Source organism: Clostridium sp. SM-530-WT-3G, assembly GCF_012843905.1.
GTDB lineage: Bacteria > Bacillota > Clostridia > Clostridiales > Clostridiaceae > Clostridium.
Map to the genome: position 1 here is coordinate 1 of NZ_JABAGC010000034.1, position 14,858 is coordinate 14,858.

The following is a 14,858-nucleotide window of genomic DNA, read 5'->3' on the forward strand; positions in this document are numbered from 1 at the left end:
TTAAATCATCTCCTTATTAAGTTTTTGTTGTTAATTATATTTTAATGGAAATGATTGATTTTTGTTAGAGTTTTTTTCTATTTTAACTAGCACAACGCGTAATATATAAGTAAGATAGGAGGAATGGAATAAGGAGTGATTATATCAATAATTTGTCCAGTATATAATGGGGAAGCATATATAGAAAAATTATATGATAATCTTTTGAAGCAAAAATTAAATGATAAACAATTAGTAGAGGTAGTATATACACTAACAAAATCTACAGATAATAGTGAAAAGATATTAAAAAAGCTAAATTGCAATTACATACTAATTGAACCACAAAATTATTCTCACAGCAGAACACGAGAAATGATGGCTTCAAAAGTTAATGGAGATATAATAGTATTCATTTCCCAGGACATAAAAATAAAAAACAACATGTGGCTTCAAAACCTAATCAATCCAATAATTAATGGTGAATGTGAGGCAAGCTTTAGTCGTCAAATAGGTGAAGATAATAGTATAGAAAAGTATACTAGAGAACGAAATTATCCATCAGAATCAAGGATAGTATCTAAAAAAGATATACACCAATATCAAATACGCACATTTTTTTATTCAGATGCATCATCAGCAGTATTATCAAAAGTATATTGGGAGCTTAATGCATATGATGGAAAGGATATGCCGACAAATGAGGATATGTATTTTGCATATAAGCTTATTAATGCAGGATATAGAATAAAATATTGTGCAGACTCTGAAGTTTATCATTCTCATAAATTTACCTATAAACAGCTTTATAAAAGATATTATGATACGGGAGTATTTTTTAAACAAAATCCATACTTTTTAAATTATAAAAGTAATGAAAGTGGATTTGATTTAGCTAAGTATGTTTTTGAAAGAGCATTGCAGGATAAAAACATTAAAGTACTTTTTAGGATATTACCTGATTTTACAGTAAGATTTATAGCAAAATATATTGGTCAACATAGTAAGCAATAATTAAGTATCATTAAGAGTGAATTAAAAAAACATTTAATACTTAGGGATTATTAAAAACATTAAACCAGATAAGATTTTAAGTGTCTTATCTGGTTTTTCTAACTAAAATTATTATAATCTTAATAAAATATACATAATAAACAGTTATAACCTTAACAAAATTTGTTTTTAATGATACAATTATATAGGAAAAAGCAAATATTTGATAAAAAGTGACGACTAAATAGCTAAAATGTAAGAATATGTTGTTTGCATATTAAAGAACTATCTATACTAAAGAGGGTGTAAAATCTAATTTCACACGACTATAACAATAAGTGGACAAGCAATAAAAATTTAATCTTTTATATAAGATTCATGAATAATACAATTTAATAGAAGAAAAGATTAAAAAATATATATAAGCTATCGAAAATAAAAGTAAATAATTTTCATTTAGTAGATTAAATTTTAACAAAAAGATAAAAGGGAGAAGAGAGAATGTTTTTTAAAAGTAAATTACAAAAGGCGATAGAGAATCAGACTCACAAGGGGTTTATAGTTGAGGGAAAACCAAAATCTGTAGTGTCTGAGGCATACAGAACATTAAGAACAAATATACAATATTCATCTTATGATAAGAAGATACAAACAATAGTTGTTACAAGTGCAGAAGCAGCAGAAGGAAAATCGACTGTTTCAGGAAATTTAGCTTTAACTTTTGCACAGAGTAATAATAAGGTTATTTTGGTTGACTGTGATTTAAGAAAACCTTCTTTACATAAAAAATTTCAAATTTCAAATTTAATTGGATTATCAGAAGTTATATTAGGAAAAGAATCTATAGAGCATGCTATTCAAAAAAGAAATGATAATTTATATGTTCTTACATCAGGAAAAATACCACCAAATCCTTCAGAAATGCTAGCATCATCTGCTATGAATGGATTATTAAATTTATTAAAAGAACAATTTGATGTGATAATTCTAGATAGTGCACCTATTTGTGCAGTTACAGATGCGCAAGTATTATCAACAAGAGCAGATGGAACAATTATTGTTACAAGGGCAGAAAGAACAAAAAGAGATAGAGTAGTAGAAGCTAAGATGTTGCTAGATAAAGTTGGTGCTAATATACTAGGGGTTGTACTTCAAGCTGTAGAAAATACAAAAGGTAAGTATTATTATTATTATGGAAGTGATAATAAGTAAAGTCTATGAAGTAGTAGTTTGTGGAATGAGTTCTACTGACTGAATCAAAGATTAAGAATATCACTTAAGTTCTACCAATTAAAAACAAGTTTTGGGGTATGACTTATAGATAATAAAAATGTTGATAAATTAAATCCGTTGATTATAGTAATTATAATACTTCATCGGATTTTTGTATAATATATTTTTAAACTATAATTTATAGAAAATAAATACCTTTACAAAAGAATGATTATACTCTTAACATAAGTTGTTTTTAATGGTACAATAAAACAAAGTCGAAAAAAAATACATAATGGAGAATTTGAAGAATGAATGAGGAAATTATAAGAATTGAGGATATTGTTGATGTTTTAAGAAAGAGGTGGAAAATAATAGTTTCTGTAACTATTATAGCTACAATTATTTCAGCAATTATAAGTTTTTTTGTTATTTCGCCTAAATATGAAGCAAGCACTAAGTTATTCATTGGTAAGGAACAGACTCAAAATGCTGACCAGTCATATAATAGTAGTGATGTTCAGATGTATCAAAAACTATTAAAGACATATGCAGAAGTTATTACAACAAATGATTTGGTTGGACGAGCTATTGACGATACTAATTTAAGTCTAAAATCGTTAGATGTCTTAGGAAGCTTGACGGTAACTCCAAGAGCAGATACTCAAATTTTAGAAATAAGCTATACTAATACTGATCCAGAAGTAGCAAAAGAGATTATAGAAGCATTAACAAATGAATTTATCAATTATTCTGTAGAGCTTATACCAAATGGAAATGTAAAAATTATTGAAGAAGTAAGATTGCCAGAAAATCCAGTTAGCCCAAATAAAAAGTTAAATATAGCTATTGCATTTTTATTAGGATTAATGATTAGTGTAGGATTCAGTTTCTTAATTGAATTTATGGATAATACTTTTAAAACGAAAGAACAAATTGAAAGTCAACTTGAGCTACCAGCAATAGGGGTAATTCCTAATGAAGATGAATTCAGATAAAAGGATAAAATAAGATGTCTTTTTTGAGTAAATTCAGGAAAGATTCCACCAAATCTAGCAGAAATGCTTGTATCTTAAGTTATGACTGATTTGATAGAGAATCTTAGAGAAAAGCATGATATTATTATACTTGATAGTGCTTAAGTTAGGGCAGTTACAGATGTTTAAGTTCTTTCAACTAATTGATAGGACTCTACTAGTAATAGAGTAGAAAGAACCAGAAGAGATGTAGTATTAGAAGCTGAGAATTCTTTGAAAAAAGTAGGAGCAAATATTATTGAATCTGTATTGTATGGAGTAGAGAATTCAAAAGTTAAGTATTATTATGAAAATAAAAGAGACAAAAAAATAAAAAATTATTAAAGATTATGTTAAACCAATATACTTAAAAACTTTAAGAATATTGGTTTAAATTATGTGGATTAAAACAAGAATGGAGGAAATTAAAATGATAGATATACATTCCCACATATTACCTGGAATTGATGATGGTTCAAAAAATATGGAGATGACTATAGAGATGCTTAAGACTGCAGAAAAATGTGGTACTCAAGAGATTATAGCAACTCCTCATTATTTATTAGAATATGGTGAATCAAAAATTGATGAGGTTAAAGAGTATGTTAAAAATCTGAATTTACTTTTAAGTGAAAAAGGTATAAATGTAAAAGTATATAGCGGACAGGAAGTATATTTTACTGAAAATATAGTGAATGATTATGAAAATGGAAATATTGGTACACTCAATGATTCAAGATATATGCTTATTGAATTCGATATGAGAAACTATGAATCAAGCATATTTGATTATCTTTATGAGCTTCAAATTAAAGGTATAGTACCTATAATAGCACATCCAGAGAGATATAGATGGCTTATTAAAAATCCAGAACTGATTAATAAATTTATAGGTGAAGGATATTTATTTCAGCTTAATACAGGAAGCATTGAAGGCAAGTTTGGAAATGAAGTGAAGAAAACTGCACAAATATTTTTAAAAAATAATATCTATGATTTTGTTGGATCTGATGCACATAATACAAATAGTAGTAGGAGTACAGATATAAGTGAAGCAGTAAAATTAATAGATGAAAAAAATATGAATAAATTTAATGTTAATTCAAAAAAATTAATTGATAATTATGAGATTAAATTTACAGGTAAAACAATTAAAAAGAAAAAAGTATTTTTTTGGAGTATATTTAAATAAAAGTAAAAAAATATTTGAATATTTAATATAGTAGTTAAAAAATTATCAATAAATGTTAACAAATAGGGATAATTATGATATTATATAATTAATGTGGAATTATAATGTTAATATAATTAAAAAAAATATATTTTATAATTAATTTGGAAAGGAGGATAATATTGCAGCAGTTAAATATTAATGAAGATAAAAGTATATTTAAAGAATGTACTCAAGAAAACACTACCAAATATCATGTGATTAAAAGAGGAATTGACATAATATGTTCATCAATTGGACTTATTGTATTATCTCCCATATTAGTTATCATAGCTATAATAATTAAATTGGATTCAAGTGGCCCTATAATATTTAAACAAGAGAGAGTTGGATATAAAGGACGACGTTTTTTTATGTATAAATTTAGGTCTATGGTAGTAAATGCAGAAGAGTTGAAAGAAAAGCTACATGAAAAGAATGAAATGAGTGGCCCTATGTTTAAAATGAAAGAAGATCCTAGAATAACAAAGGTAGGGAAGTTTATAAGAAAGACAAGTATAGATGAACTCCCTCAGCTTGTAAATGTACTTAAAGGAGAAATGAGCCTTGTAGGACCAAGACCATCACTCCCAAAAGAAGTGGATAAGTTTGAACCATGGATGCTTAAAAGACTTGAAGTAAAACCAGGGCTTACATGTTATTGGCAGGTTCAAGGCAGAAACGATATTGGATTTGAAGATTGGATGAGATTAGATTGCAAGTATGTTGAGGATAGATGTACTTGGCTTGACATACAATTAATATTTAAGACATTTTTTGTTTTGTTCGGGGATGAACATGCAAGTTAGGATAGCATAGAATATGCTATTAAAATATAAAATTACTAAAAATGTAAAAATATATTCTATAATACTATTTTGTTAACTTAATAAAATATAGGGAAAACTTATATGATTAATAATAAGGTATCATACATTATTGATGAGGAAATAAATGATTATTTGAATGGTAAAAATTTAAATTTATGTATATTAATAAAATCGATTGATATGTTGCTATTTAAACTAAGCATGATTAGAAAGGTAATTATATTAATATAGAATTATTGGATAGTATGTTAAATATTTTAGTTATAAATCTAAATGCAATGGTAATTAAATTTGCTGTGACTAGTGGATATACAAAAAAGTTTGAGAAATATTTGATAATGATGAAAGAACAATATATTTGAGAGTTTGAGAAATAATAGAAATAACAAAGAACTCATAAATAATGAAAAATATAAAGTTTTCATAATAGAGCTACTTGTATTAATTTCAGCAACAAAAATGAAAGAGGATGAAAAAATGAGTGATAAGAAAACTAACGAAATAATTGATGATAAAAAAGATATAAAGGTGTGTTTGGTTAGTTCTTCTGGTGGGCATCTTACACATCTTTATATGTTAAAGCCTTTTTGGGAGAATAAGGAACGTTTTTGGGTTACATTTGACAAGGAAGATGCAAGAAGTTTGCTTCAAGGTGAGAAAATATATCCTTGCTACTATCCTAGTAATCGCAGTATTAAGGCGCTTATTATTAACACAGTAAAAGCATTTAAAATTATTCCAAAAGAAAAGCCTAATTTGATTATTTCATCTGGTGCAGCAGTTGCAGTACCATTCTTTTGGGTCGGAAAACTTTTCGGAGCCAAGACTATTTATATTGAGGTATTTGATCGTATTGATAAGCCGACTATTACAGGAAAGATGTGTTATCCTATTGCAGATAAATTTATTGTAGAGTGGGAAGAAATGAAACAAATTTATCCTAAAGCAATTAATCTGGGAAGTATTTTTTAAAATTTAAGGTGGTGTTTAAATGATTTTTGTTACAGTAGGTACGCATGAGCAGCCTTTTAATCGATTAGTTGAATATATAGATAATTTAAAAAGAGATGGAGTAATAAGTGAAGAAGTAATCATTCAAACAGGGTATAGTACATATGAACCTAAATATTGTACATGGCAAAAGTTATATATTTATCAGTCTATGGTAAAACTGATAAATGAAGCTAGAATTGTAATTACACACGGAGGTCCTTCAAGTTTTATAATGCCCTTACAAGTTGGTAAGACTCCAATTGTAGTACCGAGACAAAAAAAATATGATGAGCATGTGAATGATCATCAAGTTGATTTTGCAAAAGAAGTATCTAGGAGAATGGGAACAATTGTAACTGTAGTAGACATTGAAAATCTTAAAGATACAATTATTAATTATGATACCATTATAAGTGGAATGAAAGATGGTATAAATAGTAATAATGTAAAATTCAATTATGATTTTGAAAAGATTGTTGATGAGATGATATTAGAGAGGAAAAAAAATGATGATTAAAGTGGGAATTCTTTCAATGCAACGGATAGCCAATTATGGTTCTTTTCTCCAAGCATATGGACTTAAGAATATTTTAGAGGATCTAGGATGTGAGGTGCAGTTTGTTGATTATCATCCAGGGGATACACTTGTTCCTGCTGATGGTGGAACAGGTGTGAAAAGAAAGATATGTAAGGTTTCAGAGGTCATTAAATGTAATGCTCCATTGAAGGAAAAAATTAGATTTATTAAGTATAAGAAAAATTATGCAGTTAATTATTTTCCTTATCTAGGTATAAATAATCAGATGAACTATTCCCCTGAAGTTGATTTATTGGTTATTGGCAGTGATGAAGTTTTTAATTGTGTACAAAGTAATACTAATGTAGGATTTTCTCCTGAATTGTTCGGTCAAGGTAGCCATGCAAAAAGAATTGTGACTTATGCAGCATCCTTTGGGAATACAACTGAAGAAAAACTAAAACAATATAAAGTTGCAGATAAAGTTGGAAAATGGTTAAAAAAGATGGATGCTATTTCAGTTAGAGATGGTAATAGTGGAGAAGTTGTTAAAGCTGTTTCTGGAGTAATGCCAGAATATCACTTGGATCCTGTTCTTGCTTATGATTTTATTGGAAAGTGTAATGATATACCTAGAACAATTACAGAAGATAAATATATGTTGTTATATGGGTATTCTGGAAGGTTTACTAAAGAAGAATGTAAACAAATTCGTTCTTATGCAAAAAGCAAAGGATTAAAGATTTTTTGTATTGGTGGTGTCCAGGATGTTTGTGATAAGTTTATAGATTGTAATCCGTTTGAAGTAATTGTATACTTTCAACATGCGGAGTGTGTCGTAACAGATACTTTCCATGGAACAATTTTGTCTGTTATTACTCACAGGCAGTTTGTATCTGTAATTAGAAATTCTGGCTATGGAAATTCGGAAAAGATGACAGATCTCCTAGAAAGACTTGGATTAAAAAGTAGAATTATTGATAGCCTAAAAGAATTACCAGATGTTCTTAGAATTGGAATAGATTTTGAAGATGTTGATACCAAGATTAATAAAGAACGTCAAAGAAGCTATGAATATTTAGAAAGGCAGGTATCATGGATAATAAACCATTAATTTCAATTATTATATGTATCTACAATGGAGAAAAGTATATAAAGGAGTGTATTCAATCTGTAGTAGACCAAGATTATGAAAAGTTAGAAATTATTTTAGTTAATGATGGTTCTACTGATAATTCTGGAAAAATAGTTGATGAATTTTTGAGTATAGATAATCGTATTAAAGCTATACACCAAAAGAATTCTGGGGTTTGCAATTCAAGAAATATAGCAATGTATACATCACAAGGTGAATATATTTGTATTATTGATCAAGATGATATAATTTCAAAAGATTATATTAGCTATTTTTATGGTTTGTGTAAAAAATATAATGCAGAAATTGCACTTACTCCAACAGTAGATAAATTCTTTGGAGAACTGCACGAAAGTACAAGTAAAGATGATATCCGAATTTTGACTGGGCAACAAACAACGATTGAAATGTTATATCACAAAATTGCAATTGGTCCTTGGAATAAGATGATAAGTAGGAAACTTATTGTAGAAAATGGATTACGATTTAATCCAAACTTCTTTAATGGAGAGGGATTTGCATTTTCTGTTGAATGCTATCAAAGAGCAGATAGGGTTGCTGTTGGAAAACGTAGAGTATATCACTATCGCGTGGGGGATCCTGAAAGTGGAGCATCAAAGTTTAAAGAAGCCTATATTAACAGTAGTATAAATGCGCAGCAATATATAAAGGATACATTTGTAACAGAAACACGTCAACTTTTGAAAGCTTGGGAGTTTAGTAATTGGCATACACATTGTGATTGCTTAAATATAATGGTAGGGTGCGGGGTTATAAAAAAATATCCTGAAATGTATAAAAATCTAAAGAAAGTTTGCCAAGAGCAGGCACAGGTAGCACTAAAAGCGCCTATTGCAAAACAACAAAAATTTAGAGGTATATTATTTAAGATTAACCCATATATGGCTGCAAAAGTAATCAACCATTTTAGGATAAGAAAGTTTTCTAAGGATAATTAAGTTTTATTATATGAGTAGGAAAGAATATGAATAAAAATAAGATAAAAATGTTATTAAAAAAATATCCGTCCCAATTACGTCATTTACAATATATATATGGATTACTTTTCAAAAGTAATAGAATTATGAAAAAATCTTCTTTTGGATTATTGAATGATAATAAAACAATATTATTAATACGACCAAATTCAGAGGATGGTGTACAAGGGTTAATGTCATTGTTTATACAGACAATGAGATGGATTGATTATGCAAATAAAAAATCGTATATTCCTTATATAGATTACAAAAAATATGAAACACAATATTACGATGGTGAAAATAATGTATGGGAATATTTTTTTACTCAGCCTACTGGATTAACGAGAAATGAAGTATATAATAGCAAAAATGTTATAATTTCAGGAAATACATGGTCGGAAAGTGTAAATTACAAATTATATTGTGGTGAAATATTTTCAGACAATAACCTTTGTAAGGAATGTTATGATATTATTTGGAAGAATATAGATTTGAGCGAAGAAGTAAAAAAAATTATAGAAAAAGAAAATGAGAAATTAGGTGTTGAGAACTGTATTGGGGTGTACCTACGAGGAACGGACTATGTTAGATTAAAACCAACAGGTGAATATGTTCAACCTGCCGTAGAAGAAGTTATTTCTAAAATAAAAGAATTCCTAGTGAAGTATGGAGATATAAATCTTTTTTTAGTTACAGAAGATGAATCATATTATCAAAAATTAACACAAGAATTTAAGGATAAAATTAAAATTGTTTCTTTTGATTCATTTATATCTAATTATGAGTGTAATAAATATTTAAGTAAAAGTGGTTTACTTGAAACTGATAAAAAGAAGCGTGGTATGGATTATTTAATAAAAATTATTTTATTATCTAAATGTAAATACTTGGTGAGTTCGATTACAATGGGATCAATTGCAGCATATAGTATTAATGGTGGTAATTATGAAGATAAATATATATTTAATTTAGGATATTACGAATAAAGGGGGAAATATGAAGGTTTGTGTGATAATGTCAACGTATAATGGTAAGAAATACTTGCAAGAACAGTTGGATAGTATTTTCAACCAAGATATTGAAGCAGAAATAATTGTATTTGTACGTGACGATGATTCAAAAGATTCTACAATAGAATTTATAAAAGATTATAGAGAAAAAAATAAGGTAAATATATGTATTGAGAGAGGAAAGAATTGTGGACCAGCTGATAGTTTCTTAGATGCTATTAGGAATTGCCCACGTGCAGAATATTATGCTTTTTGTGATCAGGATGATGTATGGGATACTTCGAAATTATCTATAGCTATTAGTGAAATAAAGGAAGTAGAATATCCATGTCTATGGTTCTCAAATTATTCAGTAGTAGATTCTGAATTGAATGTATTAGTAGAGCATGCCATAAAGGAACCACGTTTAGATGATTTACAAATGTTGTTTTTTAATAATGTTCCAGGGTGTGTCATGGTATTTAATGATAGATTGCTTTTGGAACTACGTAAAATCAAAATTGAACATATAAGAATGCATGATATTATGGCATTAAATATTGCACTTATTTGTGGAAAAGTAATTTTTAATCAAAATTCATATATTAAATATCGCCAACATAATTCAAATGTTATAGGTTATAATCATAAAAAAGTAAAAATAAATAAATGGTTAAGACAAAAATTGTCTCTAATTATGAATAAAGAAAAATATAGTATAGCTGATTATTCAGAACAAATTTTGAAACATTATAGTTTATTTTTAGATGAAAGACAAGTAAAAGAGTATAATTTAATAGCTTTAACTAGACATTCTATAGTAGCTCGTTTAAGGATATTAAATAGAGAGTATCTAAAAATGAAATTAGGAAGAACAAGTATATCAATCCGATGTAAAATATTATTAGGATTAATATAAAATATTCACTTGCTGTGAAGATGAGGAGACAAGAATAAATGAATGATGAGCAAAAAAGATATAAAGTTTCAATTATAGTCTTAACCTATAATCCAAATTATGACAAGTTAGAGTTGACTATAAAATCGTTGTTGGCTCAGAAAAATATTGATTTTCAAATTGTAATTACAGATGATGGATCAAAAAAAAATTATTTTGATAAATTAAATAGTTTATTTGAGCAGATGAAGTTTAAGGATTTTGTTTTAGTTGAATCAAAAGTAAATAGTGGTACTTGTTTAAATTATAAAAGAGGTCTTGATAAGTCTGCGGGAAAATATATAAAGGCTATTTCACCAGGAGATTTTTTATATGATGAATTAACATTGGCTTCATGGAGTGATTTTATGGAAGCAAATAAATGTAAAGTGAGTTTTGGTGATACGGTATACTATAATAATAATAATAATAATATTTATTATGCAAGAAAAGAGAAAATACAACCACAACGAATAGAATTGTATGATAGCAAAAATTATAGAGAAAATGCTGTTATTCTAAATTATATATATTTACTTGACCCAGTCGTTGGGGCAGCATTTTTGGTAGAAAAAGAGTTGTTAGTTTATTATCTTGATTTATTGTTAAATAAGATAGTATATGCAGAAGACAATATATTTAGAATTATGGTTTGTGATGGTATCCATTTGATTAGATACAATAAAAATGTGATTTTTTATGAATATGGTACAGGTATATCTACTAGTAAAAATCACAAATGGGCTGAAATAATAAAGAATGAAATTATTATTACGAATAAAATAATAAGGGATAGAATTAAGAATAAAAGTATTTTTATGATAAAAATGAAATGGTTACTATCTATATCGTATAAGTCAAAACAGTATACCGTATTAAAATATATATTATTTCCTTCTTTGATTTATTGGAAAATAGTTAAAGAAAAAAATATAAGATACACATTTACAGATATAGATATTAAAGATGTTTTGCGGAGGATTTTATAATGCAAGTTATTAAGTATGTATTTCAACCACATGGAGATGAGAGAGGACAGCTTGTGGCATTGGAAGAAATTAAAGATATTCCATTTAAAATAAAAAGAGTTTACTATATGTACGATACAGGAGAGGGAATTGTTCGAGGGCATCATGCCCATAAATGCTTACAGCAAATTTTGATATGTATTCATGGGAGCTGCAAGATACGTCTTGATAATGGAAAAGAAAAAAAGGTCATACCGCTTGAAAAACCATATGAAGGACTTTATGTATCTAACAATATGTGGAGGGAAATGTTTGACTTTTCCAAAGATGCAGTGTTGCTGGTATTAGCTTCTGAATTATATGACGAAGAAGACTATATTAGAAATTATGATGAGTTTTTAAAATTTGTAGAAAAACAAGAAGAGTAAAGGAGATTAGATGAAATGAAAATACCATTTGTTAGTTTTTTGCCTTTAGAACATGAATTAGATAAAGAATTAAGGGCTGCTTTTGAACGGGTATATACAAGATCTTGGTATATTGAAGGAGTTGAAGATGAATATTTTGAAAAGGAATTTGCCAATTACTGTACAGTTAAAAATTGTGTTGGCGTTGGTAATGGACTTGATGCCTTAATGCTTGCTCTAAAAGCAATTGGTATAGGTCAAGGTGATGAAGTAATTGTTCCTTCTAATACTTATATAGCTACTGCATTAGCAGTTACATATGTTGGAGCTAAGCCGATTTTTGTTGAGCCTGACATTAATACTTTTAATCTTGATCCTAATAAAATTGAGTCTTCTATAAGCCAAAAAACTAAAGCAATTATACCAGTACATTTATATGGTCAACCATGTGATATGACTTCAATAATGGAAATTGCTAATAAATATAACTTATTTGTTGTTGAAGATTGTGCGCAGGCACACGGAGCAACTTTTATGGGGAAAAGAGTGGGCTCTTTTGGAGATGTATCTGGATTTAGTTTTTATCCAGGAAAAAATTTGGGGGCGCTTGGTGATGCTGGTGCGGTGATAAGTGATGATGAAAATATTATCACGAAAGTAAGAGCACTTGGTAATTATGGATCTGATTATAAGTATCACCATATTTATCAGGGTAATAACTCAAGACTAGATGAAATGCAAGCAGCTTTTCTGTCAGCTAAATTGATACATCTTGATAAAATAAATGAAGAAAGAAGAAGGATTGCACAGATTTATTTGAATGAGATTAAGAACCCTAAAATAATTCTTCCTTATATACTAGAAGATACAAATCCTGTTTGGCATATCTTTAGTATACGATGTAAAGAAAGAGATAAATTAGAAGAATATTTAAAAAATAAAGATATTATGACCAATAAACATTATCCAATCCCAATTCACTTACAAGAATGTTATAAAAACTTAGGATTTAAAAAAGGTGATTATCCTATTGCTGAGGAAATAAGTGCTACTCAATTGAGTCTTCCAATATATTATGGTATGTCAAATGATGAGATATATTATGTAATAAATGCAATAAATGATTTTGAATGATTAACGGAGTGAGATTATAGTGTTAAGACAGTTGAAAATGGTAGATGCACCACTTATGCTTGAGTGGATGCATGATAAGGATGTTGTTGAAAATTTAAAAAAAGATTTTCATAATATGACAATAGCTGAGTGTGAAAATTTCATTAAAAAAAATTCTATGAGGAAATTATTTACTGATGAAATTCACTTAGCAATCGTTGATTCTAATGATGAATATCTAGGAACTGTTAGTTTAAAAGAAATAAATACAAAGCTTAAAAATGCGGAGTTTGGAATAACTGTAAGAAAAAAGGCGATGGGAAAAGGAATTGCAATAGAAGCTATGAGAGAAATTCTTTCCATTGGTTTAAAAGAATTAAATTTAAATTGTATATACTGGTGTGTTTCTCCCAAAAATACAAGAGCAATAAATTTTTATCAAAAAAATAATTTTAATAGAATTGATTCAAATTATTCAGATTTTATTAAAAATTACACTAAAGAAGAAATAGAATCCTATATTTGGTATTTTATCTCGAAGTAAAGGGGGCAGTATGAATAATAATATTATTGTGACAGTAATGGTAACCTTTTTTAATCAATTAGAGTATATTCAACAATGCCTACAATCTATTATAGAACAGTCTGTATCTTTTAAATATGAAATTATATGTGGAGATGATGGTTCTACGGATGGAACATATGAAGAGTTACTTAAGTGGAAATCATATTATCCAGACATAATTTCAGTTTATCAAATGCCCAGAGATTTAAATGCAAAATATGAACCTATAGTTAGAGTATCAAATAACAGATTTAACATGCTAAAACATGCTAAAGGAAAATATGTTACATTCTTGGATGGTGATGATTATTATATAAGTAGTAATAAATTGGAAATACAAGTAGCGTTGTTGGAAAAGAATGATTCTGCTATAGGATGTGGTCATCCAGTTAAAATGGTATGGGATAATTTAAACCAAAGTGATCAAGTTATTGGAAAGATATCCTCTAATAGAATTGTAATCCCCAAGGATATCTATTGGGCATTTATTTGGTTACATGCAGATTCATTTTTGTTTAAAAATGTATATTTAAATAATCCAGATGGGATGGAGAGAATAGAATGTGATTTTTTTGATGATAATTTGATTACATGCTATTTTCTAGAACATGGAGATGTTATATACACACCAGAATGCATGGTTGCATATAGGCAGTTTGAAGAGAGTTCGTGGAATAATAGGACAGAACTACAAAAGGCATTTGTTAATATGCGAGTGTTCTGTGCTTCAAAAAAAATATTTGACAAAAGAAAAGATATTTGCTTTGTACGCTGCATAGATGCATGGAGAGTTTTCTATAGTAATCGTAATACGAAAATCGAAATCACATCAGGTATGACAAGTATTATGGAAGAACCTTTTGTGTTAAGGACTTTGAAATATAGAAATGCGAATTGGGTTTATAAGGTAGGTTATGTTTTACAATATTATGTTCCAATACATTGCAATGTGTTAATAAAAATCGCAAATAAGCTGAAAAAATTAAGGTATAAAAAAATAGATTAATATTCAAC

Annotated in this window: 16 protein-coding genes; all 16 read left to right on the plus strand. The window is 27.9% G+C overall.

Translation table 11 applies throughout. The features are described 5' to 3' along the window. Positions 1-135: 135 nt before the first annotated feature. The 16 genes from HF850_RS11630 to HF850_RS11705 all read left to right on the plus strand — a co-directional run bounded on the left by HF850_RS11630 (position 136) and on the right by HF850_RS11705 (position 14,850). Positions 136-993 (plus strand): glycosyltransferase, encoded by an 858-nt coding sequence (locus HF850_RS11630; RefSeq protein WP_169105613.1) that lies wholly within the window; start codon positions 136-138, stop codon positions 991-993. A gap of 480 nt (positions 994-1,473) precedes the next feature. Beyond that, positions 1,474-2,184, plus strand: coding sequence for a CpsD/CapB family tyrosine-protein kinase (locus HF850_RS11635; protein WP_169105614.1), 711 nt, complete (start codon positions 1,474-1,476; stop codon positions 2,182-2,184). A gap of 311 nt (positions 2,185-2,495) precedes the next feature. Next, positions 2,496-3,182 (plus strand): Wzz/FepE/Etk N-terminal domain-containing protein, encoded by a 687-nt coding sequence (locus tag HF850_RS11640; RefSeq protein WP_169105615.1) that lies wholly within the window; start codon positions 2,496-2,498, stop codon positions 3,180-3,182. 448 nt (positions 3,183-3,630) lie between these two features. Continuing rightward, entirely contained in the window at positions 3,631-4,392 is a 762-nt protein-coding gene (locus tag HF850_RS11645; protein ID WP_169105616.1) for a CpsB/CapC family capsule biosynthesis tyrosine phosphatase, read from the plus strand. Between the two features lie 161 nt (positions 4,393-4,553). Then, positions 4,554-5,219, plus strand: a complete 666-nt coding sequence (locus HF850_RS11650) for a sugar transferase (RefSeq protein WP_169105617.1) — start codon at positions 4,554-4,556, stop codon at positions 5,217-5,219. 387 nt (positions 5,220-5,606) lie between these two features. Next, positions 5,607-6,212, plus strand: coding sequence for a PssD/Cps14F family polysaccharide biosynthesis glycosyltransferase (pssD, locus tag HF850_RS11655; RefSeq protein ID WP_347564433.1), 606 nt, complete (start codon positions 5,607-5,609; stop codon positions 6,210-6,212). Between the two features lie 19 nt (positions 6,213-6,231). After that, positions 6,232-6,750 carry a glycosyltransferase gene (locus tag HF850_RS11660; RefSeq protein WP_169105618.1) on the plus strand — a complete coding sequence of 173 codons (519 nt, stop codon included), beginning with the start codon at positions 6,232-6,234 and terminating at the stop codon, positions 6,748-6,750. Next, the gene (locus tag HF850_RS11665) at positions 6,740-7,864 is read left to right on the plus strand and encodes a polysaccharide pyruvyl transferase family protein (RefSeq protein ID WP_243159478.1); all 1,125 of its coding nucleotides are present in this window, start codon (positions 6,740-6,742) and stop codon (positions 7,862-7,864) included. Before HF850_RS11660 ends, HF850_RS11665 begins: the two co-directional genes overlap by 11 nt. Continuing rightward, positions 7,846-8,844, plus strand: coding sequence for a glycosyltransferase (locus HF850_RS11670; protein ID WP_169105619.1), 999 nt, complete (start codon positions 7,846-7,848; stop codon positions 8,842-8,844). Before HF850_RS11665 ends, HF850_RS11670 begins: the two co-directional genes overlap by 19 nt. 125 nt (positions 8,845-8,969) lie before the next feature. Next, positions 8,970-9,851, plus strand: coding sequence for a hypothetical protein (locus HF850_RS11675; protein WP_169105620.1), 882 nt, complete (start codon positions 8,970-8,972; stop codon positions 9,849-9,851). Positions 9,852-9,861: 10 nt separating this feature from the next. After that, positions 9,862-10,773, plus strand: a complete 912-nt coding sequence (locus HF850_RS11680) for a glycosyltransferase (RefSeq protein WP_169105621.1) — start codon at positions 9,862-9,864, stop codon at positions 10,771-10,773. A 38-nt stretch (positions 10,774-10,811) separates the two neighbouring features. Beyond that, positions 10,812-11,780, plus strand: a complete 969-nt coding sequence (locus HF850_RS11685; protein WP_169105622.1) for a glycosyltransferase — start codon at positions 10,812-10,814, stop codon at positions 11,778-11,780. Beyond that, complete coding sequence (locus HF850_RS11690; protein ID WP_169105623.1) at positions 11,780-12,187, plus strand: FdtA/QdtA family cupin domain-containing protein; 408 nt, start codon at positions 11,780-11,782, stop codon at positions 12,185-12,187. The genes HF850_RS11685 and HF850_RS11690 overlap by 1 nt, the downstream gene beginning before the upstream one ends. Before the next feature lie 15 nt (positions 12,188-12,202). Next, positions 12,203-13,300 carry a DegT/DnrJ/EryC1/StrS family aminotransferase gene (locus HF850_RS11695; RefSeq protein WP_169105624.1) on the plus strand — a complete coding sequence of 366 codons (1,098 nt, stop codon included), beginning with the start codon at positions 12,203-12,205 and terminating at the stop codon, positions 13,298-13,300. A 19-nt stretch (positions 13,301-13,319) separates the two neighbouring features. Beyond that, on the plus strand, positions 13,320-13,823 hold the full coding sequence (locus HF850_RS11700; protein ID WP_169105625.1) for a GNAT family N-acetyltransferase: 504 nt from the start codon (positions 13,320-13,322) through the stop codon (positions 13,821-13,823). Between the two features lie 10 nt (positions 13,824-13,833). Further along, the gene (locus tag HF850_RS11705; protein ID WP_169105626.1) at positions 13,834-14,850 is read left to right on the plus strand and encodes a glycosyltransferase family 2 protein; all 1,017 of its coding nucleotides are present in this window, start codon (positions 13,834-13,836) and stop codon (positions 14,848-14,850) included. Positions 14,851-14,858: the final 8 nt, after the last annotated feature.